This window comes from Streptomyces sp. NPDC051963 (assembly GCF_044593495.1).
Taxonomy (GTDB): domain Bacteria; phylum Actinomycetota; class Actinomycetes; order Streptomycetales; family Streptomycetaceae; genus Streptomyces.
This window is the reverse complement of sequence record NZ_JBIUCC010000002.1, coordinates 1,202,511-1,225,156: the sequence shown is the minus strand read 5'-3', so window position 1 is coordinate 1,225,156 and position 22,646 is coordinate 1,202,511. Positions and strand designations below refer to the sequence as shown.

Genomic DNA, 22,646 nt, shown 5'->3' with positions numbered 1-22,646 from the left:
GCGGCAACCCTTTCCGCACGCGTGGCGACCAGGAGACGTAAGGATCCCCTCCCACGCAAGGAAATGGCATGACTGCACGAGCTGAACAGCGCGTCCGCCACCGTCGCCGGGTCACCAGGCGGCGGGCGGTGATCGGTGGAGCGACCGCCCTCGGCATCACGGGCGCGGCGCTCTTCACCACGACGATGCTGTCCTCCGCGGGCGCCGCGTCCGCTTGGCCGACCGCCACGGGCAAGCAGGCCGTGAGCAGCACCATCAAGGTCTCCGGCACGTACGACGGCGGCTACAAGGAGTTCTACGGCAGCGGTGCCCTGGGGGGCGACAGTCAGGACGAGGGTCAGGACCCGGTCTTCCAGCTGGCGGACGGCGCCGTCCTCAAGAACGTGATCATCGGCACCCCGGCCGCGGACGGCGTCCACTGCGCGGGCAGCTGCACGCTCCAGAACGTGTGGTGGACGGACGTCGGCGAGGACGCGGCGACCTTCAAGGGCAAGTCCGCCTCGTCCGTGTACACGGTGTACGGCGGCGGTGCGAAGAACGGGGCGGACAAGGTCCTCCAGTTCAACGGCGCGGGCAAGCTGGTCGTGACCAAGTTCCAGGTCGAGGGCTCCGGCAAGCTGGTGCGGAGCTGCGGCAACTGCTCCACGCAGTACCAGCGCACGATCATCGTCAACGACGTGGACGTGACCGCGCCGATGAACTCGATCGTCGGGATCAACTCGAACTACGGCGACACGGCCGCGTTGCGCAAGGTCCGCATCCACGGCGACAGCAGCAAGAAGATCAAGACGTGTGTGCGCTTCAAGGGCAACAACACGGGCGCCGAACCCACCGAAATCGGCACGGGCCCGGACGGGACCTTCTGCCGGTTCACGGCATCCGACCTCTCGTACCAGTGAGTGAACACGCTCCCTCCCCACGGCTTCCTGCCGCGGAAACAACCACATGTTCCATTTCGACGTCCCTGCTAGTGCACAGACCTGCTGATCTGAGCCCCCCTCGATCAGCAGCGTCGGCCTGAGCCCCCCTCAGCCGGCGACAGAACGCCCCCGCCGGTGACGACCGGCGGGGGCGTTTCGCTGTGCGCGTTCAGTTCATCGTGGAGCCGATGGTGGTGGAACCGGTCGTCAGGAAGGTCGTCGCGGGCAGCGAGCCGTCCGACTTGCGGGCTCCGTACGCGGTCGTCGCGTCGGTCGACTCGAAGGACGGCGCACTCACCCCGCTGTCCCAGTTGTTCGCCGCACTCACCGTCCCGGAACCCACCTTCGACAACCCGCCCTTGTTGCTCACGGCAAGATTCCGCGCCAGCCGCGCCTTGCCCGTGGCGAAGTAGAACCCGGCCTCGGCATTGGCGTACGCGGTGTTGCGGTTCAGCACGATCGCACCGGGGTTGGAGTTCTCCGTGAACCCGTTCAACGTGTTGTCCCAGGCGGCGTCGTTGTTGACGACATGCGCGACCGTGACACCCCCGCCGCCCAGCTTGAACCCGTTGCCGTTGCCCTCGAACGCGGAGTCGCCCCACCGGTTCTTGCCGTTGCCGAAGGCCCAGGAGTGCTCGATGGTGACCGGTGAGGAGAACTGCCACAGGTCGAGGCCGTCATCGGAGTTGTTGTACAGCCGCGCCCCGGTGATCTTGTTGCCGGTACCGGAGCCGAACTTCACGGCGATCCCGTCGGCGTTCTGGCCGTGTCCGGCCGGGTCGTAGTTGCCGTAACTGTCCAGGTTCTGGACGAGGTTGTCGGTCGTGCCGTCGCCGCGCAGGGTGAACCCGGAGTCGCCGTTGTTCGCGGTGACGAGGTTCTTGAAGATGCCACCGACGGACGAGGTGGCGACGAAGCCCTGGGCCGGGGAGTTCTGGAAGGTGAGGTTCTGCACGGTCCAGTAGTCACCGTAGATCCCGGCCAGCCAGGAGCCGTCGGCCAGCTGGGAGCCGTCGATCCTCACCTTCTCGCCGCCGTACGCCTGGAGCGTGATCCGCGCCGAACCGGTGCCGTTCGCCGTGGACTTGAGGGTGGCCGACGGGGTGTACGTGCCCGCGCGGACCTGGATCGTGGTGCCCGCGGTGGCGTTCTTGACGGCCGATTCGAGCTGCGCGGTGGTGGAGACGGTGACCGTCGTCGACGCGGCCTGGGCGCCGCCGTTCGACAGGCCGAGGCAGACACCTCCCGCCCCCGCGGAGACGGCGACCGCCGCGGCGATCGACAGGGTGCGGGTCCTGCGATGGCGTCCGGTGCTCTGACGCACGAAGCGTTCCTTTCCTAGGGGAAGTTACGCGATCCAGTCGCCGCCGCGGCCGGACGAGGTTGCCGCGTCCCACCGAAACTTTCGCTCACGTTCTCCTGCCGCTCACCGATTGACGCCCTGCCCCCGTCCCGTGACACTCCGAAGGCAACAGAAACCCCCACAGTCCCACAGGATGTGTCATGCGACGCCACAGACGCCGTTCCGCCCGCACCTTCCTGATCCCGTTCCTCGCCCTTCTGCTGGGCCTGCTGGCCGCACCGCCCAGTTCCGCACAGTCCGGAGCACCACCCGTGACCCAGTCCAAGTACGCCGGCTATCTCTTCGCCTACTTCACCGGCGAGGGCACCGCCGACGGCGAGCAGATCCGCTACGCCCTCAGCCGCGGCGACGACCCGCTGCACTGGCGGGAGTTGAACGCGGGCAAGCCGGTCCTCACCTCGACCACCGGGGAGAAGGGCCTGCGCGATCCGTTCGTGATCCGCTCCCCCGAGGGCGACAAGTTCTATCTGATCGCCACCGATCTGCGCATGTACCAGAACAGCAGCGGCAGTTGGGACGACGTCCAGCGGCACGGCAGCAAGTCCATCATGGTCTGGGAGTCCACCGACCTGGTCCACTGGACCGACCAGCGCCTGGTGAAGGTGTCCCCGGACAGCGCGGGCAACACCTGGGCGCCGGAGGCCTACTGGGACGACACGCTCGGCGAGTACGTCGTCTTCTGGGCGTCCAAGCTGTACGCCGACGACGACCCCGACCACACCGGATCGACGTACAACAAGATGCTCTACGCGACCACGAAGGACTTCCGCACCTTCAGCGAGCCGAAGGTCTGGGACGACCCCGGCTACTCGGTCATCGACTCGACCGTCGTGAAGCACAAGGACACCTACTACCGCTACACCAAGGACGAGCGGGACCCCACCTCCTCCAGCCCCTGCTCGAAGTTCATCACCGCCGAGAAGTCGACGACGCTCACGGACACCTCGTACGACTTCGTCTCGGACTGCATCGGCAGCGGTTCGATCGACCGCGGTGAGGGCCCGACGGTGTTCAAGTCCAACACCGAGGAGAAGTGGTACCTGTTCATCGACGAGTACGGCGGCCGGGGCTACGTGCCCTTCGAGACCACCGACCTCGACTCGGGCAGGTGGACGATGTCCGCGAACTACCAGCTTCCCGCGAGCCCCCGCCACGGCACGGTGATGCCGGTGACACAGGCGGAGTACGACCGGTTGCTGGCCGCGTACCCGGTCACACCGACGTCGGTCGTGGACGCCACGGCGAAGGGCCAGGAGGGGTACGCGGTCGTCACGGAGACCACGAGCAAGGTCGTGCTGCCGATGGAACCCGCCGCGGACCTACGGCACTTGGCGCCCAGGTTCGCCGTCGGCGCCGGCGCGACGGTGACCCCGCCGTCCGGCACGCGCCGCGACTTCCGGAGACCGCAGACGTACACGGTGACGGCGGCGGACGGAACGGCCAGAACCTGGACCGTCGAGGCGGTACCGACCCGCAGCCCGGTCCTGCCGGGGCTGTACGCCGACCCAGACATCCGCTACATGGACGGCCGTTACTGGATCTATCCGACCACGGACGGCTTCCCGGGCTGGAGCGGTACGCAGTTCAAGGCGTTCTCGTCGAAGGACCTGGTCCACTGGAAGGACCACGGCGTGATCCTCGACCTGGGTGCCGATGTCTCCTGGGCCGACAAGAACGCCTGGGCTCCCGCAATCGCCGAGAAGAACGGCAAGCACTACTTCTACTTCTGTGCCGAGCAACAGATAGGCGTGGCGGTCGCCGACTCCCCCGCGGGCCCCTTCAAGGACGCCCTCGGCAAACCCCTCGTCGCCAAGGGCGGTTCCCTCAGCGGCCAGATGATCGACCCGGCCGTCTTCACGGACGACGACGGCACGTCGTATCTCTACTGGGGCAACGGACACGGGTACGTGGTGCCGCTGAACGACGACATGACCTCGTACGACCCGTCGAAGGTGCGGGACATCACCCCGGACAACTTCCGCGAGGGCTCCTTCGTGGTCAAGCGCAAGGGGACGTACTACTTCATGTGGTCCGAGGACGACACCCGTAGCGAGAACTACCACGTCGCCTATGCGACGGGACCGTCCCCGCTCGGCCCGTGGACCGAGCGGGGCACGATCCTGTCCAAGCGCCCGGAGTACGGCATCAAGGGCACCGGCCACCACTCGGTGGTGAACACCCCCGGCACCGACGACTGGTACATCGTCTACCACCGGTTCGCCCTGGGCGGCCCCGGTGAGGCGGGCGGGGACGGCACGCACCGGGAGACGACCATCGACCGCATGGAGTTCGCGGCCGACGGCACCATCAAGCCGGTGGTGCCGACCCTGGAGTCGATCAGACCCGTACGGCGGTGACTCAGTTCATCGTCGCGCCGATGGTGGTGCTGCCCGTGGTCAGGAAGGTGGTCGCGGGCAGCGAGCCGTCGGACTGGCGGGCGTTGTAGGTGGTCGAGGCGTTGGTGGAGACGAAGGACGGGGTCGCGATCCCCGAGTCCCAGTTGTTGCCGGCCGAGACGACCGACGAACCCTTGCTCACCGAGCCGCCGCCGTTGCTCACCGCGAGGTTCTTGCCGAGGCGGGCCGCGCCGGTGGCGAAGTAGTAGCCCCTGTTGCCGTTGGCGTACGCGGTGGTGCGGTTGATGACGATCGCACCGGTGTTGGAGTTCTCGGTGAAGCCGTTGCCGGCGTTGTCCCAGGCGGCCGAGTTGTTGACGACGTGCGCGACGACCTCGCCGTCGCCGCCGAGCTTGTAGCCGTTGCCGTCCCCGGCGAACGCCGAGTCACCCCAGCGGTTCCTGCCGTTGCCGAAGGCCCAGGTGTGCTCGACGGTGACCGGCGAGGAGAAGGACCAGAAGTCGATCCCGTCATCCGAATTGTTGTACAGACGGGCGCCGGTGATCAGGTTTCCGGTGCCGGAGCCGAACTTCACGGCGATTCCGTCGGCGTTCTCGCCGTGGGTGGCGGCGTCGTAGTGGCCGTACGAGTCGATGTTCCTGACCGTGTTGTTGACCGTCGCGTCGCCGGTGAGCGTGAAGCCGGAGTCGCCGCCGTTGATGGTCTTGATGTTGCTCCACACCGTGCCGGTGCAGGACTGGCAGACGACCGCGCTGTCCGGGGAGTTCTGGAAGGTGATGCCCGAGACGGTCCAGTAGTCGGCGGTCAGCTTGAAGATCCAGTCGCCGTCGGGGAGGTTCGAGCCGTCGATCTTCACCGTCTCGGAGCCGTACGGCTGAAGGTGGACGCGGCTGGACGAGGTGCCGTTCGCCGTCGACTGGAGGGTGGCCGTCGGGTAGTACGTGCCGCCGCGCACCTGGATGGTGGTACCGGCGGTGGCGCTGCTGAGGGCGCTGCTCAGTTCGGCCGAGGTGTCGACCACCACGGTCGCGGCCTGGGCCTGGGTGGGGAGGACGGCAAGACCGGCGCCGAGCGCCACGGCCGTGCCCAGAACGAGTGCGGTACGACGAGACATGGAGTGGGTGTCCTTTCGTCGATGCGGGTAGGGGATGAGGGTGGGGGGGGACGTTCACAGGGCGGGGTGCCGACGGGCCGCCCAGTCGCCGAGATACGTTTCCTTCGTGTGCAACGCGGCTTCATCGGCGGTCAGTTGAGGCCGGTTCTCCGGCGCCGTGATCACCGCGCCCGGCCCGCTGTTGCCGTACTCGCAAAAGCGCATGGACTGCCAGGGATACGCCTCCCGCATGTTCGTGTACGGCGTCACCGCGTCGATGCCGGGTCCGATCCGGGTGTCGCGGACCACGAGGGAGGGCCAGGCGGTCGTCTCGTACGTCGGGACCCAGGGACGGGCCAGCTTGTACGCCCCGTCCTCGGCGGCGGAGGTGATGCGGGAGCGGACGGCGAGGATGCCGTAGGGGTTGGCGCGGGCGGTGGACGGGGCGAAGACCATGCCCTTGGGGGTGAAGGCGACGTCCCGTTGCAGGGTGTGGAAGTGGCACTCCTCGAACACGGCCGTCGCCCGCCCGAAGACGAAGTCGACGTCTCCTTCGATGTAGCAGCGGCGGAAGTACTGCCGGTCGAAGGCGGTGAGCGCGCTCGTCTCGACGAACAGGGTGTCCTGGTGGGCCAGCAGCCGGACGTTCTCGAAGCGGGTGCGGTCGCCGTAGGTGTAAGCCGCCACCGCCTGCGTTCCGGTGATCTCCGGGTGGTCGGCGCGCAGCCAGTCGTTGGCGAGGGTGAGGTCGCGGACCGTGAGTCCTGGAGCGGCGGAGGAGAAGGTGGCGGATCCCGCCGTTCCGTACGTTCCCGAACCGTCCGGCTTGGGCGTCCCGTTGGCGTTGTCGTGGACGATGACGACGTCGCGGGGGTCGCGGGTGGCGCCGCGCACCGTCAACTCGGCCAGTCCGACGGGGATGGTGACGACTTCGCGGTACGTCCCCGGGTGCACGACGATCGTCCACCCGGGCCCGTCCACCGCGTCGACGGCGGCCTGGACGGAGCCGCCGGGCCGGACATGGAGGACCTTGCGGTCCCGGGCGAGGGCGGGGCTGGTGCCGACCGCCACCAGCCCGCCCGCGATACCGGTGATCAGCGTGCGTCTGCGCATGTCACCGCCCCTTCCATGGGGTCCAGTCGCCGAGGTACGCCTCGCGTCTCGCCGACTCGGCCTGTTCGGCGGTGAGTTGGGGCCGGTTGTCGGGGACGATGATCGCCGCGCCGGGCCCGGTGTTGCGGTACTCGGCGAACCGCTGGTTCTGCCACGGGTAGCTGTCCGACATGTTGGTGTAGGGCGCGACCGCGTCGATGCCGGGACCGATCCATGTGTCCCGCACGACGAGCGAGGGCCGGGCGGTGGTGTCGGAGCTGGGCACCCAGGGGCGGGCCAGCTTGTAGTAGGCGTCGGGTGCTTCGCTGCTGATCCGGCCCCTTCTCACCAGGTATCCGAGCGGGCTCGCGACCGCTGTCGAGGGCGCGAGGACGAAGCCGTAGGGGGCGCCGGCCAGGTCGGTCCGTGCGAGCGTCCGGAAGTGGCAGTGCTCGTAGACGGCCGTGGCCCGCCCGAAGACGAAGTCGACGTCGCCCTCGGCATAGCAGTGGGAGTAGTACTGCCGGGCGGTGACGCCGAGGGCGAAGGAGTCGGCGTACAGGGTGTCCTGGTGGCCGAGGAACCGGCAGTGGTGGAACGCGGAGCGGTCGCCCTGGACCTTGATGGCGACGGCCTGGGTGCCGGAGACGCCGGGGTGGTCGGCGCGCAGCCAGTCGTTGGCGAAGGTGATCCAGCGGGCGGTGAAGCCGTCGGCGCGGACCAGGGTGGTGGCGGAGCCGGTGGTGCCGTAGGTGCCCGACCCGTCGGGTTTCATGGTGCCCGCCGCGTTGTCGTAGACGATGACGACATCGCGCGGGTTCTCGCTCGCGCCGATCCAGGTCATCTCGGCGGCGGCCTGGGTGCGCTGCCCCGTGGCGGGGTCGACGACTCCGGCGGTCACGGTCTCCCGGTACTCACCGGCGGCGATGACCAGGGTGTACCCGGCGGTGGTGGCGGCGTTCACGGCGGCCTGGACGGTGGTGAAGTCACCGTTGCCGCGCCGGTCGACGTACAGGGTCTTCGGGGTGAGGCGGGCGGCCGGTGAACCGTGGCGGCCGAACGGGCGCCGCCCGGTGCCGGCCCGCGCGGGGGCGGCGGCGAGGCCGAGGGCGGCGCCGGCTCCGGCGCTCGCCATGAGGAATCGTCTGCGGGACATCGGGAACTGCGAGGGCATGCGGGTGCTCCTTCGCGGTGCGGCTCATGGGGAGGGGCGGTCGGGCCCGGAGCGGGGTGCGGCCCGCTCCGGGCCCGTTCGCGGTACGTCAGCGCAGTCGGCCGGCGCCCGCGCGGTGATCGACGATCGCGGGAACGGCACGCGCCGGGTCGACCTTGGTGCGCAGGGTCGGCGTCCAGCCGGCGCCGGACTGGAGGGTCTCGCCGGGGAGCTCCGCGTTGTGCACGGCGATGAGGTCGGTCGCCGTGCCGTTGACGACGTTCCCGGCGGCGGTGACCGGCGCCTCGTTCCACTTCTTCAGCACCTTGGCCGCGCTGACCCCCTCGGGCAGCGTGAACGCGTTGTGCTCGGCGACGAGTTGGGACTCCTTGCCGATGCCGAAGCTGTAGGCGTAGGTGTCGTCGGCGACGAAGTGGTTGTTGTAGGAGTCGACCTGCCCGAACCGGACCCGGGGCGCCCGCTCCACGAGATCCGAGAACAGATTGTGGTGGAAGGTCACCTTCAGGTGCCCACGGTCACCGACGGCCGTCGACTCGCTGTCGCTGTTGCCGACCAGGATCGTCTTGTCGTGGTCGGCGAAGACGTTCCAGGAGGCGGTGACGTAGTCGGCGCCCCGGACGACGTCCAGCTCGCCGTCGTGCTGCTGGTAGAGCATGCCGAAGTAGGTGGGCGCCGCGCTGTCGGGGTGCCCGCCGTCGGTGAAGGTGTTGTGGTCCAGCCAGACATGGGTGGAGCCGTAGACGACGGCGCTGTCGTACTCGGAGTTCCAGTTGCCGGTGGAGCCGTCGGTCGGGTCCCACTGCGGGAAGCAGTCGACCGGGCTCTCGAAGGTCAGATTCCGGACGATGACGTTGTCCACGCGGGTGATCTGGAGGCTGGCGCCCTTGATCCCGGCGTTCCTGCCCACACCGATGATGGTGGTGTTGGCCGGCACGCTGACCTTGATCGCCTCGGACTGCCGCGCGGCGGAGACGCGCCGCAGCCCCTCCGGACTGTCGTCGGGCTCGGCACTGAGGTCGGTGTCCAGCCCCCAGCTCTCGGGCGAGTACTTCGCCAGATACGCGTCGAAGTCGTACCCGTCCGCGGCGAAGGCATCGCACCCGTCGGCCACGGCGTCGATCGTCCCCTTGACCTTGATGATCTTCGGCGCAGCGCCACCGTCCGCCAGCGCGGCCTTGAACTCGCCCCAGGTACTGACGGTGTGGACATGCTCGGCGTCAGCAGCCGCCCCTCCGCTGGTCCCGGTTCCATACGCACCCCAGCCGTCGTTCGCGCCGAGGGTCTGCCGGGCGAGGTCGCGGGGCTGCGCCTGGGCGCCCGGACCGACGGTGACCAGCACGAGTGCGGCACACCCGGCAACGACACCGGCTCTGGTGATGGCATGCCCATGCCATTTCTGTGTGTTCATTGTGCGGCTCTCTTTCTGAATACGGGGGGTGGCTCTCGTCTCGCTACGGGGGTCGGGTTAGGCGGCGCCTTCAGGCCAGCTGATCCAGCCCTCGGGAATCTCCTCGTCCAGCCGTCGCACGTCCCGCGGCTCCAGCACCCGGGTCCGCACCAACTCCCGCGCGACCAGCCGCGCCACGGCGATCGCGCCCGGCGGATTGAAGTGCGTGTTGTCCTGCTCGGTCCCGGTCCAGTTGAAGTACCTCTTCGTCTCCTCGACCCCGAGCTCCTGCCACAACGCGAGCGACAACGCCTGGACATCGAGCACCGCCACCCGCTCCGTCTTGGCCAACGCCCGCATCGCCGCCGGATAGTCGCCATGACTCGGCACAGCGTTGCCGCCCACGTCGAACCTGCGCCGCTCTACGGGGGTGGCGAGCACGGGCCGGGCACCGTGAGCCCGGGCGCTCTCGATGTACAGGCGCAGATAGTCCTGGTACGTCGTCCAGGGCTCGGTGTACCGCGTCGGGTCGGTGGTCTTCTCGTCGTTGTGCGCGAACTGGACGAGAAGAAGGTCGCCGGGCTGGGTCAGCCCGAGAATGACGTCGAGCCGACCCTCGTCGACGAAAGACTTCGAACTCCGACCGTTCACCGCATGATTGGCGACGGGCCTGTCCTTGTGCAGGAAGAAGGGAAGTGCCATACCCCACCCGGTCTCCGGGGCGGCGTCGGCGTATTTCTGGGCAGCGGTGGAATCACCGGCGATGTAGAGAGTACGTGTGCGGCGTTCCGCGGACTGAGCCGTACCGGTTGCACTGAAACCGACGGGCACGGCGGCAAGCGCCGCAGCGGTGACTTGTCTACGGGTGAGTGACAACGTGGGTGCCCCTTTCCAACCTCAGGGGCGCGGGGAACTGCGCGACCAGCCACAACGGACCCGCAGCCCCCACGACCCGAACCACCCGACCTCTCAGCCGGTCTGTTCGTTCCACTCCGCCTGAGCCGCATTCAACTGCTCAGCCATCGTGTCCAAAAACTCCTTCGCGCTCATATCCCCGAGCAGCACTTTCTGGAAGTTCGGCTCGTTGTCCGCCTTGGAAATCGTGTTCCAGTCAGGCAGGTAGTACGGCAACTGCACAATCGACGTAGACCCGTCCGACAACGCCTGCGCAGCCAACTTCGTGGGCTCGGCCTCAGAGATCCACGAGTCCTTCGCCGCATCCGTGTTCGCCGGCACCTGCCCCGCGGACTTGTTGAACTTCGAACTCTCCTCGTGCGACGAAGCGAACTCGATGAACTTCCACGCCGCGTCCTTGTTCTTGGAACTCTTGAACAACCCCAGCCCGTCCACGGGGTTGGACACCTGGACCCGCGTACCGGCGGAGCCCATCGGCTGCGGAATGCCCCGGAACTTGTCGACGCCCAGCGCCTTCACATGGTCCTGGTACGACCCGAGGTTGTGGTTCAGCATGCCGATCGTGCCGGAGTCCCACTGCGCGACCATCTTGGTGAAGTCGTTGTTGAGGTCGGCGGCGGGAGTGACCTTCTTGAAGAGGGCCGCGTACTTCTCCAGCCCCGCCACGTTCTTCGGGTCGTTGACGGTGGTCTTCTCGCCGCTCGCGTCCCAGAACGACGTGATCCCCGACTGCCCGTACATGGCGTCCAGCGCCTGCGCGATGGATCCGGCGCCACCGCGAATCGTGTACCCGAACTCGTTCTTGCCCGCGTCGGTGAGCTTCTCCGCGGCCTTGTAGAAGGCCTCCCAGGTGAGCGGCTCCTCCAGCCCGGCCGCCTTGAACAGATCGGTGCGGTAGTACAGGACGCCGTTGTTCGCGGAGGTCGGAATCGAGTACAGCGTGTCGTCACGACCGCCGGCCGCCTTCAGCGACTCGACCATGTCCTCGTTGAGCTTGCCTTTCAGGGACGACCCGGCGAGCCGCTCGTCGAGCGGCTCCAGCGCGCCCTGCGCGGAGAACCCGGCGAGCATGGCCGCGCCGACGCCGCCGACGTCGGGCAGGCCGCCGCCCTGGAGGGCGGTGTCGACCTTGGACTGGTACTCGGTGGAGGCGATGCCGACGTACTCGACGCCGATGTCCGGGTTCGCCTTCTCGAAGTCGGCGATGATCTCTTTCCAGATGTCGGTGCGGACACCGCCGTTGTTGTCCCAGAAAACGATCTCGCCCTTGCCGCTGCCTTCCGAACCCTTGTCACCGCCCGCCCCGCTGCCGTCGTCACCGCAGGCGGTGGCGGTCAGCGCGAGGACGGACCCGAGGGCGACGGCGGTGACAGCGCGCCTGCTTCTGCGGATGCTGATCTTCATTGGTCGGCTCTCTTCTTCTGGATCCAGCGGAGATATGAAGTTGTGGGGGTCAGTGACGGGCGTACGACGCCCAGCCGAACAGGAGGACTACGCAGTCGGGTCGTCGGCCGGTACGTGAAGCACGGCCCCGATCCGCTCCTGCGGCCCGGAGAACCGCTGCACGATCGCGGGCACGGCGGCGGCCGGATCGAGCCGGTAGTCGTAGAAGTCCCGCGGATCGAAGGCCGCACCCCACTCGTCGTGCCGCCCGGTGGTGTTCCTCAGGATCGACCCGCGCTGCACCAACTCGGCGGTGCCGTCGGCCTGGTAGGGGTGCTGGACGTCCTGGTAGTAGGAGTTCTCGATGACCATCTTGGTCCGGCCGCGCGACCAGTTCCCGTACGTCCACACCGGGTCGCCGGGATCCTCCTGGGCCGTCAGATAGTTGTTGTAGAGGTGCGCGTAGGCGGCGTTGTCGACGGACGGGTTGCGCTGCTTGGTGTGGGCGAACCAGTTGTGGTCGATGGTGATCTGCGTCTTGACGTCGGTCGTCCAACCGAGCCCGAACGTCTTGTTGTTGTCCTCGAACCGGTTGTAGGAGACCGTCACGTACTCGCTGTCCTTGCGGACGTCGAGCTGTCCGTCGCAGATGTGCGAGAAGCGGTTGTGGTCGACCCACACGTGGTGGACGGTGTCCATCTGGATGCCGTCGAAGTCGGTGTCCTTGCAGTCCCAGTCGCCCTCGATCGCCGAGTCGCGGATCGTCAGATTGCGGATGATCACGTTGTGGGTGCCGGGGGCGAGATGGAACTCGCCCTGCACCAGCTCGCCGCTCGCGCCGGCCCCGACGATCGTCTTGTCCGAGGCGACCTCGATGTTCGCGCCGAACGGCTCGGCGGTGATCGTGCCCTGGACCCGGATGACGTACGGCTCCTCGGCGGCCGCGTACTTCATCAGCGAGGCCTGGTCGGTGACGGTGACGACCTTGCCGCCGGCGCCACCGGAGGTACCGCCCGCGAGGGAGGCGAAGCCGTGCGGCCGGTCGCTCCAGCGGGACACCGGGGCCGGGGCGGCCTTGGCCTCCCCGACGGCCCCGAGGCAGAGCGCGGCGACCAGGCCCACGACGGCGGCCAGGACCAGGCCGTGCCCCGGTCTCGATTGCGGCAAGCGCTTGCTATGGAAGTGCGTCATTGCGGCTCCCAACAGGCGTACGGGTGACGTGAGTTACAGAGGGCTGATCCGGAAGTGCGTGAAGGCCGCGGCGCCGGCGTGTCCCCCGCCGACGGGCGCGAGCGCGAACAGTCCGAGCAGGGCGCCGACCCAGCGCCAGGGGGTGGCGGCGAAGACGGGACCGGAGGACGTCCAGCCGTCGCCGATGTCGTAGGAGAAGCGGCAACGCGCCCCGGACCCGATCTCGATCCGCAGCCGTGCCCGTCCGTCGGGTGCGAGCCGCGGGTGGGCGGCGTCGCGCTCCCGCTCGGCCACGGCCTCGGCGAACCGGTGCACGAGATGGACCGCCCCGTCGGCGCCCCGCTGGAGCCCGATCCAGCTGAACGCGTCACCGAGGACCGCGAGCCCGGCCCGCGCCCCCGCGTCCTCGCTGTGCAGCCGTAACCCGACCTCCACCGCACACGGCGACCCGGGCAGCCGCTGGGTGAGGACGTTCGGGAGTTTCCGCAGGTCGTGAGCGTCGGCCGAGCGGACGCAGGTGAGGCGGAGGCCGTCGCCGGAGTGCTGGGTGGCCCAGCCGTCCTGCGAGTTGGCGGTCCATGACCACTGGCGGCCGAAACGTCCGCCGGGGAAGTCGTCGTCGGTGGCGGGCGCCGCGGTCGGCTGCGGCGGCAGGTCCGGCCGTCGGTGTACGGCGACGGGGGCGCCGTCGTCGCCGAGGACCGGCCAACCGTCCGGGCCCCAGCGCATCGGCTGGAGATGGACGACCCTGCCGTACGCGCCGCGCTGCTGGAAGTGCACGAACCAGTCCTCGCCGGACGGGGTGCGCACCCAGCCGCCCTGGTGCGGCCCGTTGACGTCGGTGTCCTTCTGCTCGAGGACGACCCTCTCCTCGTACGGCCCGAAGAACCCGCGCGAGCGGAAGGCGCCCTGCCAGCCGGTCTCCACTCCCCCGGCGGGGGCGAGGATCCAGAACCAGCCGTCGTGCCGGTAGAGCTTGGGCCCTTCGAGGGTGAACCAGCCGGGGATGCGGTCGCCGTCGACGATCACCTTGCCCTCGTCGAGAAGTGACATCCCGTCAGGGTGCATACGGTGGCCGGTGAGACGGTTCTTGACGCCGGAGCGGGACTTGGCCCAGGCGTGGATCAGATAGGCCTCGCCGGTCTCGTCGTCCCAGAGGGGACAGGGGTCGATCAGGCCCTTGCCGGCCTTGATGAGGTGGGGGCGGGTCCAGGGCCCGCGGATCTCGGGGGCGTTGATCTGGTGGATGCCCTGGTCGGGGTCGCCCCAGAAGATCCAGAAGCGGTCGTCGTGGTGGCGCAGGGAAGGGGCCCAGACCCCGCAGTCGTGGCGCGGGGACCTGAACTCGGCCGCCGGTTCGAGGCGGTTGAGGGCATGGCCGACCAGGGTCCAGTTGACGAGGTCGCGGGAGTGGAGCAGGGGCAGGCCGGGTGCGCGGCCGAAGCTGGAGGCCGTGAGGTGGAAGTCGTCGCCCACGCGGACCACGTCCGGGTCGGACCAGTCGGCGTCGAGGATCGGGTTGCGGTAGGTCTCGGTCGTCATGGGCTCACCGCCTTCCGAACCAGGGACGCCGCTTCGAGCCGGCCGATGCGGCCGTCGGCGACGACGGTGACGATCCGGCGGACGGCGGTCTCGCCGGGCGGGATCGGCAGCCGCTCCTCGGCGGCGAGGGACGAGCCGACGCCCGGGTACTCCCCGGCGCGCACGAACCACTGGTCCTGGCGGGTCTGTTCGGTGGCCCCGGCGAAGACCAGGGTCCAGGTGGAGCCCGCGAGAGCCACCCAGGTGGCGCGGGTGGCGTGGACCTCCTGCTCGCCCTCCCGGTCGACGGTGAAGACGTCCGGCGCAGGCGCCTCCTTGCGGGCCCGCCAGAAGAAGCCGCCGTATGCCGCGCCGGGGCGGCCGTTGGTGGCCGGGCTGCCGATCGAGAGCGGGTCGGAGGTGACATTGGTGAGGGAGAAGGTGAAGTCCAACGCCCAGGCGGCGTTGGTGAGTTCGGTGGCCGCCACCGTACGGCGCTCACGCAGCAGCTCGGCTCCCGCGGCCACCCAGCGCAGCTCCTCCACGAAGCCGTCGGGGTCCCGGAGCTGGAAGGTGGTGTGCCGCTGGGCCCCGTGGTTGTCCAGCTCCGTGGGGCCCCGGTCGGGGACGTAGGTGCGTCCGCCCCAGAAGTTGTGCCCCTCGACGTCGGGAACGGCGACACCGACGCCGAGGTGGTGGGTGTGGTCGGCGGGGCTCAACTCGGTGACCGCCGTACCGGCCAGGGTGGTGACGGGGTGCAGATACGGGCGTGGGGAGAGCCGGGCGGGCAGCTCGGGCCGTGTGACGTAGCGGGCTACCGGGCGGCCCGCGACGCGCAGGACCGGGGAGTCGGTGGTCGTCATCAGGTACTCACCTCTTTCGGGCGCACTTGCGGGAAGGCCCAGGGGGCGCCCAGCTCGGAGTAGAGGGAGAGGGTGTCGGCTGCGGCCGTGACGAGTCCGTCGACGCCGGGGATCACGCGGCGGCCCTCGTCCGGGAGGAGGTACCAGGCCTCCTGCGGCAGTGGTTCCGGGTCGGGGGCCAGTCGAATCGCTTCAACGACCTTCATGAAGGCGCCCGTCGAGTCCGGCGCGACCAACAGCCGGGCGCCGGTGGTGAGATGGTCGACGAGGTTCTCCAGCAGGTCCGTGCGGGCGTACTCGGTCTCCTCCGGGCCGTGGTCGGCGCGCTGGAGCAGCACGCGGTCCTGCTTGTACCAGAAGGTGATCCGGCCGCGGGTGCCGTGCACGAGGACGTACGGCTCGTCGGGGTGCTCGGCGCACAGCGTCGCCGCGACGGTGACCGAGTGGCCGTGGACGGTGGTGACGCGGACGCAGGAGGTGTCGTCGGACTCGATGTCGTTCGCGCGCAGCAGCTCGGTCTCGATGTCGGTGACGTCCTCGGCGCGTGTGGTGCCGTTCAGCGCGAGGGCGGTGGCGACGGCGTGCGCGAGCGGGTTGGTCAGCGCACCGTCGATCACGTCCACGCCGTTCAGGCGCCGCTTGCCCGCCCACGGCGCACGCCGGTAGTACGCCTCGGGGCGCGCCCAGGCCCCGGCCCCGCCGATGCCGACCAGCTCCCCGATCGCGCCCTCGGCCATCAGCTCACGGATCACCGGCACCGCGTGCGAGCCCATCGACTGGAAGCCGATCTGGCAGGCGACCCCCGCCCGGGCGACCCCGTCGGCCATCCGGCGGAACTCGGCGTAGGACGGGGCGGGCGGCTTCTCCAGGAGGAGGTGCACGCCCCGCTCGGCGGCCGTCAGGGCGAGGTCGGTGTGGGTCGGGATCGGTGTGCAGATCACGGCGGCCCGGGCCCCGGTGGAGTCGAGAAGGGCGCCGAAGTCGGCAGACTGGGCGGGCGGTTCGCCGCCGAACTCCTCCTCGGTCAGCGGGGTCAGCTCACAGATGCCGACCAGTCGTACCAGTCCCTTGTCCTGGAGCCGGCGGATGTTCTCGACGTGCCAGCGGCCGTGGCCACGCGCGCCCGCCAGGACGATGTCCACGGTGCTCATGGGATCCTCCCCGCGCCCGCGCCGCGTGCCACCTCTCGGTCGGCCCGTTCAGTGCTGTCGATCTTTGTGTGCAGGGCGCTGCCGTTCCGCTCGGCCGCGGCCCAGCCGTCGTTCGGGGCCAGGGTGTTGCGGCCGATGTCCCGGGCGTCGGCATGGGCGGGCACGCAGAGCACCCCCAAGAGGGCTGAGGCAACGGTGATCTGACGGAGTCTCATCCCTTCACCGCCCCCGCGCTGAAGCCGGTGATCAGCCACTTCTGGATGAAGGCGAACACGATCACCACGGGCACGGCCGCGATGATGCCGCCCGCGGCGAGTGCGCCGAGGTCGACGCTGTCCGCGCTCATCAGGGTGTTGAGGCCGACGGGGATGGTCTGCTTGTCCTGGTTGTTGAGGAACATCAGGGCGAACAGGAAGTGGTTCCAGGAGTGCACGAAGGCGAAGGAGCCGACGGCGATCAGACCGGGGCGCAGCAGCGGCAGGACGACGATCCGGAAGGCGGTCATCCTGTTGCAGCCGTCGACCCAGGCGGCCTCCTCCAGGGAGTACGGCACGTTCTTGATGAAGTTGCTGATGAGGATCATCGACAGGGGCAGCTGGAAGACCGTCTCCGCGAGGATGACGCTGCCCAGCGAGTTGATCATCTGCAGTTCGGCGAAGATCTCGAACAGCGGCACCAGGAGCAGCGCGCCCGGCACGAACTGGGAGCACAGCAGCCCCAGCATGAAGGCCCGCTTGATCTTGAAGTCGAACCGGGCGAGGGCATAGCCGCCGGCCAGCGCGACGAGCGTCGTCATCACCAGGGTGGCGACGCCGACGAGCACGCTGTTCTGGAAGTAGGTGCCGAAGGCACGCTCCGTCCACACCTTCTCGAAGTGGTCGAAGGTCATCGGCCAGGGCACCAGCGAGGTGGAGCCGGCCGGGCGGAGCGCGAAGAGCAGGATCCAGTAGAAGGGGATCAGGGTGAAGATCAGGTAGATCCCCAGCGGGAGGTAGATCTGCCAGCGCGGGGCCTCGTCCCAGGCGCGGCGGTACTTCGCCGGACGCTGCGGCTCGGGGACCGGGCGACCCGCGGCCGGCGCGACCGCGGTGGCCTCTTGGGTGGTGCTCACTTGTCCTCACCTCCGAACTTGCTCAGCCGCAGATAGACCATCGAGCAGAAGAGCAGGATCACGAACGCGACCGTGGTCAGGGCCGACGCATAGCCGAAGTTGTGGGCGTCGACGCTGGTGTTGGCGATGTAGAGCGGGAGTGTCGTGGTCTCGCCGGCCGGTCCGCCGCCGGTGAGCGTGTAGAGCAGGTCGACGTTGTTGAACTCCCACACCGCGCGCAGCAGCGTGGACAGGATGATCGCGTCCTTCAGATGGGGCAGCGTGATGTGCCAGAACTGCTTCAGCCGGCTCGCCCCGTCGACCTCGGCCGCCTCGTACAGGTCCTTGGAGACGGACTGGAGGTCGGCGAGGATGAGGATCGCGAAGAACGGCACCCCGCGCCACAGGTCGGCGACGATCGCCGCCGGGAACACGGTGGAGGTGTCCGACAGCCAGCTGGTGCCGTAGGAGCCGATACCCATGTCCGCGAGGTAACGGGTGATGCCCGTCTGGGAGTTGTAGAGCAGCACCCAGATCGCGGAGGTCAGCACACCGGAGACGGCCCACGGCGAGAACACCATCGCGCGGCCGAGCCCCCGCCCCACGAACGTCTGGTTGACGATCAGCGCCAGCGCCAGCCCGAACAGCAGTTGCAGCCCGACCTCGACGACCACCCACTTCGCGCTGAAGACCAGCGTGTCCCAGAAGACCGGGTCCTCGGTGAAGGCGTGGACGAAGTTGTCGAAGCCCGCGTAGCCGTTCCGCCAGGGTTTGGTGGGGTTGTAGTTCTGCAGGCTGTAGTAGAAGACGCTGAGCACCGGGTAGGCGATGAAGCCCAGCATCAGCACGGCTGCCGGGGCGATCAGCAGGTACGGCAGCCTGCGCGGGGTGGCGGAGGCACGGCGCCGCCTCGGTGGCGCGGGCGGTTTCGCCACGGCTGCGGCTTGGGCCATGACTGTTCTCCGTTCGGTTACGTTTGCTCGTGCTGGTGAAGCGCTTGCCGATCAACGTTCGAGATCTCGGCCGAAATACTGTGCGGTCGAGGCCGGTTCAGCCCGCGTACGGGTCCTGCACCTTGCCCGGCCGCGCGAGGAACTCGAAGTCGCAGCCGGTGTCCGCCTGGGTGATCTGTTCGTTGTAGAGCGCGCCGTATCCGCGCTCGTACCGCACGGGCGGCGGCGTCCACCGCGCCCTGCGTCGCTCCAACTCATCGTCGTCCACGTTGAGTTGGAGCGTCCTGGCCTCGACGTCCAGGGTGATCGAGTCGCCCGTGCGCACCAGCGCGAGCGGTCCGCCGACGTACGACTCCGGCGCCACGTGGAGGACGCACGCGCCGTAACTCGTGCCGCTCATCCGGGCGTCGGAGATCCGCAGCATGTCCCGTACGCCCTGCTTGAGCAGATGGTCGGGCAGCGGCAGCATCCCGTACTCCGGCATGCCCGGACCGCCTTTGGGCCCGGCGTTGCGCAGCACGAGCACGCTGTCGGCCGTGATGTTCAGGGCGGGGTCGTCTATGGTCCGCTGCATCGTCCTGTAGTCGTCGAAGACGACCGCGGGACCGGTGTGCTTGAGCAGATGGGGCTCGGCGGAGATGTGCTTGATGACGGCGCCGTCCGGGCAGAGGTTGCCGCGCAGGACGGCGACCCCGCCCTCGTGCGCGACCGGGTTGTCGCGCGGCCGGATGACGTCGTCGTTGTGCACCTGCGCACCGGCGATCTGCTCGCGCAGGGTGTCGCAGGAGACCGTCGGCCGGTCCAGGTGGAGCAGGTCCGGGATGCGGGAGAGGAACCCGGGCAGGCCGCCGGCGAAGTGGAAGTCCTCCATGAGGTACGTCCGTCCGCCCGGCCGTACGTTGGCCAGCACCGGGACGGTGCGGGCGATGCGGTCGAAGTCGTCGAGGGTGAGGCGGACGCCGGCCCGTCCGGCCATGGCGATCAGATGGATCACGGCGTTGGTGGAGCCGCCGAGGCCGAGGACGGTCGTCACGGCGTCCTCGAAGGCTTCGGCGGTGAGGATGTCGCTCAACTTGCGGTCCTTGTGGACCAGTTCGACGATCCGCAGGCCCGAAGCCGCGGCCATCCGGTCATGGCCGGAGTCGACGGCGGGGATGCTGGACGCGCCGGGGACCGTCACGCCGAGCGCCTCGGCGGCGGCCGTCAGCGTGGACGCCGTACCCATGGTCATGCAGTGACCGGGCGAGCGCGCCAGACCGCTCTCCAGCTCGGTCATCTCGCAGTCGCCGATGAGGCCGGCGCGCTTGTCGTCCCAGTACTTCCACATGTCGGTGCCGGAACCGAGGACCTCGCTGCGCCAGTGGCCCGGCAGCATCGGCCCGGCGGGCACGAAGACCGCGGGGAGGTCGGCACTCGCCGCCCCCATGAGCAGCGCGGGCGTGGACTTGTCGCAGCCGCCCATGAGCACGGCTCCGTCGACCGGGTAGGAGCGCAGCAGTTCCTCGGTCTCCATCGCGAGCAGGTTGCGGTAGAGCATGGGGGTCGGCTTCTGGAAGGTCTCGGAGAGGGTGGAGACCGGGAACTCCAGCGGGAAGCCACCCGCCTGCCAGACACCCCTCTTGACGGCCTGCGCGCGATCCCTGAGATGCACATGACACGGATTGATGTCGGACCAGGTGTTGAGGATCGCGATGACCGGCTTGCCGAGGTGCTCCTCGGGGAGGTAGCCGAGCTGGCGGGTGCGGGCGCGGTGACTGAAGGAACGCAGGCCGTCGGTGCCGTACCACTGATGGCTTCTGAGCTCGTCGGGACGCTTCCTGTCGGTCATATCGACCACCCGGCGGCGATGGCGGCGACCTCGGCGCGTTCGCCCTCCGGCAGCGGCCTGCTCGGCGGGCGGACGTCGCGGCGGCACAGGCCGAGCGAGGCGAGGGCTTCCTTGACGACGGTGACGTTGTTCGCGGAGCCGTTGGCGGCGCGCAGTTCCTCGAAGCGGCGGATCTGCTCCCAGACCTTCATGGCGGCCGGGTAGTCGCCGGATCGAAGCGCTTCGATCATATTCAGCGAAACGGCAGGAGCGACGTTCACGAGCCCCGAGGTGAAGCCGGTGGCGCCCGCGGAGAAGTACGAGGGGGCGTACGGCTCGGCGAGACCGGCGACCCAGACGAAGCGCTCCAGACCCGCGTCGCGGGCGAAGGCGGCGAACTTCGCGGCGTCCGGGACGGCGTACTTGACGCCGATGACATTCGGGCAGGAGTCGGCGAGTTCGGCCAGTCGCAGACCGCTCAGCTGGGCGTTGCGGATGTACGGGACGACGCCCAGCTCGGGCACGGCCTCGGCGATGGCGCGGTGGTAGTCGACCCAGCCGGCCTGGGAGACGTACGGGTGGACGGGCTGGTGGACCATCACCATCTGGGCGCCGAGCTCACGGGCATGGCGAGCGGAGGCGGCGGCGGTGGGTACGTCGTGCCCGACGCCGACGAGGACGGCGGCCCGCTCGCCGGCCTCTTCGATGGTCAACTCGGTGATGAGCTGCCGCTCCTGGGGAGTCAGGGCGTAGAACTCACCCGTGTTCCCGTTGGGCGTGACGATGTTGACGCCGCCGTCGAGCAGCCGGCGCAGCAGGGCCCGGTGGATGTCCTGGTCGACGCTGCCGTCCTCGGCGAACGGGGTCACCGGGATCGCCACCACGTCGGCCAGAGCCGCCCGCTGGGTCTCGAACGCCACGCCGCTCATGCGTTTCCTTCCGCTGCCTGTACCTCTGCCTGGACCTCGTCCTGGGCCCCGGGGAAGGCCCGCTGCACGAACGACGCGATGTGCGCGTGGAGGGCGCCGGCCGCTCCGTCCGCGTCGCCCTCCAGGGCCAGCCGCAGGATCTCCCGGTGCTCACCGGCCTCCCGCTCCCAGGAGGGGGAGGCCGCCCAGGCGACGGCGGAGACCAGGGCGGCCTGGTCGCGGACCTCGTCGAGCATCCGGCCGAGCAGCGGGTTGCCGCACGGCAGATACAGGGCGCGGTGGAACTCCCGGTTGGCCAGGGAACGTTCGGCGGTGTCGCCGGCCGCGTCGGCGCGGGTCAGCGCGGCGCGCGCGGCATCGAGCGAGGCGCCGCGCTTCACCGCCCGCTTCAACGCCTCGGGCTCCAGCAGCAGGCGCACGTCGTAGACCTCGCGTGCCATGTCCGCGTCCACCATGCGCACCGTGACGCCCTTGTACTGGTTCATCACGACGAGCCCGGTCCCGGCAAGGGTCTTCAACGCCTCCCGCACCGGGGTCTTCGACACCCCGAACTGCGCGGCGAGATCGGTCTCGACCAGGGCCTGGCCGGGCGTCAACTGCCCGGTGAGGATGCGGCGTTTGATCTCCTCCTGCACGTATTGCGTGCGGGAGGGGATCGGCGTGGGCACAGAGGTCATGCGCGCCTCTCGGATCTCACATATCGCGTCTCATATATGACGTACGAAGTACGACGCGTTGAAGGTAGGAGGGGCACTGTGTTTCGTCAATGCTTCTGACAAAAGAAGGCTTCTGAAAGAAGTCGGCGTTGCCCGACGTCAGTTGGGGCCGCGGCTCACCCCTTGGGCGTCCACCCGGGGTCCCGCCCGCTCAGCCCCACCGTCCGGTCCAGCAGCGGCGCGTCGGCGGGCACCGGGACCACCGGGCCGAAGATTCCCCCGCCCCGGCTGGGATCGTCGGCGGCGGCGAGAAGGAAGTCGTACGCCGCCTGGAGCGCGGCCGGGTCGGGGGTGTACGGCCGGCCGATGGCCCGGGCCAGATCCCAGCCGTGGATGACCAGTTCATCGATCGCGACGGCACCGGCGACCGCTCCGGGCATGTCGAAACCGCCCGCACGCGTCATCCCGGTCCAGGCGGCCGGGTCGCGCCAGGCGTCGGCGAGTTCGTCGAGCACCTTGGGCATCTCCTCCCGCCAGCCCGGGCCGACGTCCGGCAGGGAGCCGCCCGGGTCGGTGTCCGTGGTCGGGCCGAGCTCCTTGCGACCCGCATCACGGAAGGCGGCGGCCAGCCCCGCCAGATGCCCCAGCACATTGCGCACCGCATACTCCGGACACGGCGTCTCCCCGCCGAGCTGCGCATCGCGCACACCATCGGCGAGCCGCGCCAGCACACGGGCCTGCGGTCCCAGATCCAGGATCACGTCATCGGTCATGGGCTGCTCCTCACGGTTTCCAGGACCT

20 protein-coding genes are annotated in these 22,646 nt (G+C 69.1%); 2 read left to right on the top strand and 18 right to left on the bottom strand.

The features are described 5' to 3' along the window. Nucleotides 1-68: 68 nt before the first annotated feature. Entirely contained in the window at nucleotides 69-899 is an 831-nt protein-coding gene (locus ACIHFB_RS12010) for a pectate lyase (RefSeq protein ID WP_400126622.1), read from the top strand. 190 nt (nucleotides 900-1,089) lie between these two features. Here the strand turns inward: ACIHFB_RS12010 and ACIHFB_RS12005 are convergent, their stop codons facing one another. After that, entirely contained in the window at nucleotides 1,090-2,244 is a 1,155-nt protein-coding gene (locus ACIHFB_RS12005; protein ID WP_400126620.1) for a right-handed parallel beta-helix repeat-containing protein, read from the bottom strand. 179 nt (nucleotides 2,245-2,423) lie between these two features. On the opposite strand from ACIHFB_RS12005, the gene ACIHFB_RS12000 reads away from it, so the two are divergent. After that, entirely contained in the window at nucleotides 2,424-4,640 is a 2,217-nt protein-coding gene (locus ACIHFB_RS12000) for a family 43 glycosylhydrolase (RefSeq protein WP_400126618.1), read from the top strand. Between the two features lies 1 nt (nucleotide 4,641). On the opposite strand, the gene ACIHFB_RS11995 is transcribed toward ACIHFB_RS12000, so the two are convergent. The 17 genes from ACIHFB_RS11995 to ACIHFB_RS11915 form a co-directional block, all read right to left on the bottom strand. Further along, nucleotides 4,642-5,754 (bottom strand): pectate lyase, encoded by a 1,113-nt coding sequence (locus ACIHFB_RS11995; RefSeq protein ID WP_400126616.1) that lies wholly within the window; start codon nucleotides 5,752-5,754, stop codon nucleotides 4,642-4,644. A gap of 54 nt (nucleotides 5,755-5,808) precedes the next feature. Further along, nucleotides 5,809-6,846, bottom strand: coding sequence for a pectinesterase family protein (locus ACIHFB_RS11990; RefSeq protein WP_400126614.1), 1,038 nt, complete (start codon nucleotides 6,844-6,846; stop codon nucleotides 5,809-5,811). Nucleotide 6,847: 1 nt separating this feature from the next. Further along, the gene (locus ACIHFB_RS11985; RefSeq protein ID WP_400126613.1) at nucleotides 6,848-7,999 is read right to left on the bottom strand and encodes a pectinesterase family protein; all 1,152 of its coding nucleotides are present in this window, start codon (nucleotides 7,997-7,999) and stop codon (nucleotides 6,848-6,850) included. An 88-nt stretch (nucleotides 8,000-8,087) separates the two neighbouring features. Beyond that, on the bottom strand, nucleotides 8,088-9,407 hold the full coding sequence (locus ACIHFB_RS11980; protein WP_365278195.1) for a pectate lyase: 1,320 nt from the start codon (nucleotides 9,405-9,407) through the stop codon (nucleotides 8,088-8,090). Between the two features lie 57 nt (nucleotides 9,408-9,464). After that, a complete protein-coding gene (locus tag ACIHFB_RS11975) occupies nucleotides 9,465-10,262 on the bottom strand; it encodes a rhamnogalacturonan acetylesterase (RefSeq protein WP_400126611.1) in 798 nt (265 codons plus the stop codon). A gap of 93 nt (nucleotides 10,263-10,355) precedes the next feature. Continuing rightward, entirely contained in the window at nucleotides 10,356-11,705 is a 1,350-nt protein-coding gene (locus tag ACIHFB_RS11970) for an ABC transporter substrate-binding protein (protein ID WP_400126609.1), read from the bottom strand. Between the two features lie 87 nt (nucleotides 11,706-11,792). After that, nucleotides 11,793-12,851 (bottom strand): polysaccharide lyase family 1 protein, encoded by a 1,059-nt coding sequence (locus tag ACIHFB_RS11965; protein ID WP_400126607.1) that lies wholly within the window; start codon nucleotides 12,849-12,851, stop codon nucleotides 11,793-11,795. A 57-nt stretch (nucleotides 12,852-12,908) separates the two neighbouring features. Further along, a complete protein-coding gene (locus tag ACIHFB_RS11960; RefSeq protein ID WP_400126605.1) occupies nucleotides 12,909-14,417 on the bottom strand; it encodes a family 43 glycosylhydrolase in 1,509 nt (502 codons plus the stop codon). Next, nucleotides 14,414-15,259 (bottom strand): PmoA family protein, encoded by an 846-nt coding sequence (locus ACIHFB_RS11955; protein ID WP_365278184.1) that lies wholly within the window; start codon nucleotides 15,257-15,259, stop codon nucleotides 14,414-14,416. The genes ACIHFB_RS11960 and ACIHFB_RS11955 overlap by 4 nt, the downstream gene beginning before the upstream one ends. Then, nucleotides 15,259-16,410: a Gfo/Idh/MocA family protein gene (locus ACIHFB_RS11950; RefSeq protein ID WP_400126603.1), complete on the bottom strand. Its 1,152-nt coding sequence runs from the start codon at nucleotides 16,408-16,410 to the stop codon at nucleotides 15,259-15,261. Before ACIHFB_RS11950 ends, ACIHFB_RS11955 begins: the two co-directional genes overlap by 1 nt. Further along, nucleotides 16,407-16,574 (bottom strand): hypothetical protein, encoded by a 168-nt coding sequence (locus ACIHFB_RS11945; RefSeq protein WP_365278178.1) that lies wholly within the window; start codon nucleotides 16,572-16,574, stop codon nucleotides 16,407-16,409. Before ACIHFB_RS11945 ends, ACIHFB_RS11950 begins: the two co-directional genes overlap by 4 nt. Nucleotides 16,575-16,621: 47 nt before the next feature. Next, nucleotides 16,622-17,521 carry a carbohydrate ABC transporter permease gene (locus ACIHFB_RS11940; protein WP_400126601.1) on the bottom strand — a complete coding sequence of 300 codons (900 nt, stop codon included), beginning with the start codon at nucleotides 17,519-17,521 and terminating at the stop codon, nucleotides 16,622-16,624. Continuing rightward, nucleotides 17,518-18,453: a sugar ABC transporter permease gene (locus tag ACIHFB_RS11935; RefSeq protein WP_365278173.1), complete on the bottom strand. Its 936-nt coding sequence runs from the start codon at nucleotides 18,451-18,453 to the stop codon at nucleotides 17,518-17,520. Before ACIHFB_RS11935 ends, ACIHFB_RS11940 begins: the two co-directional genes overlap by 4 nt. Before the next feature lie 97 nt (nucleotides 18,454-18,550). Further along, the gene (araD, locus tag ACIHFB_RS11930; protein ID WP_365278170.1) at nucleotides 18,551-20,281 is read right to left on the bottom strand and encodes an L-arabinonate dehydratase; all 1,731 of its coding nucleotides are present in this window, start codon (nucleotides 20,279-20,281) and stop codon (nucleotides 18,551-18,553) included. Then, nucleotides 20,278-21,189 (bottom strand): dihydrodipicolinate synthase family protein, encoded by a 912-nt coding sequence (locus ACIHFB_RS11925; RefSeq protein WP_365278168.1) that lies wholly within the window; start codon nucleotides 21,187-21,189, stop codon nucleotides 20,278-20,280. Before ACIHFB_RS11925 ends, araD begins: the two co-directional genes overlap by 4 nt. Next, a complete protein-coding gene (locus ACIHFB_RS11920) occupies nucleotides 21,186-21,866 on the bottom strand; it encodes a GntR family transcriptional regulator (protein ID WP_400126598.1) in 681 nt (226 codons plus the stop codon). Before ACIHFB_RS11920 ends, ACIHFB_RS11925 begins: the two co-directional genes overlap by 4 nt. Before the next feature lie 155 nt (nucleotides 21,867-22,021). Then, nucleotides 22,022-22,618 (bottom strand): TIGR03086 family metal-binding protein, encoded by a 597-nt coding sequence (locus ACIHFB_RS11915; protein WP_400126596.1) that lies wholly within the window; start codon nucleotides 22,616-22,618, stop codon nucleotides 22,022-22,024. Nucleotides 22,619-22,646: the final 28 nt, after the last annotated feature.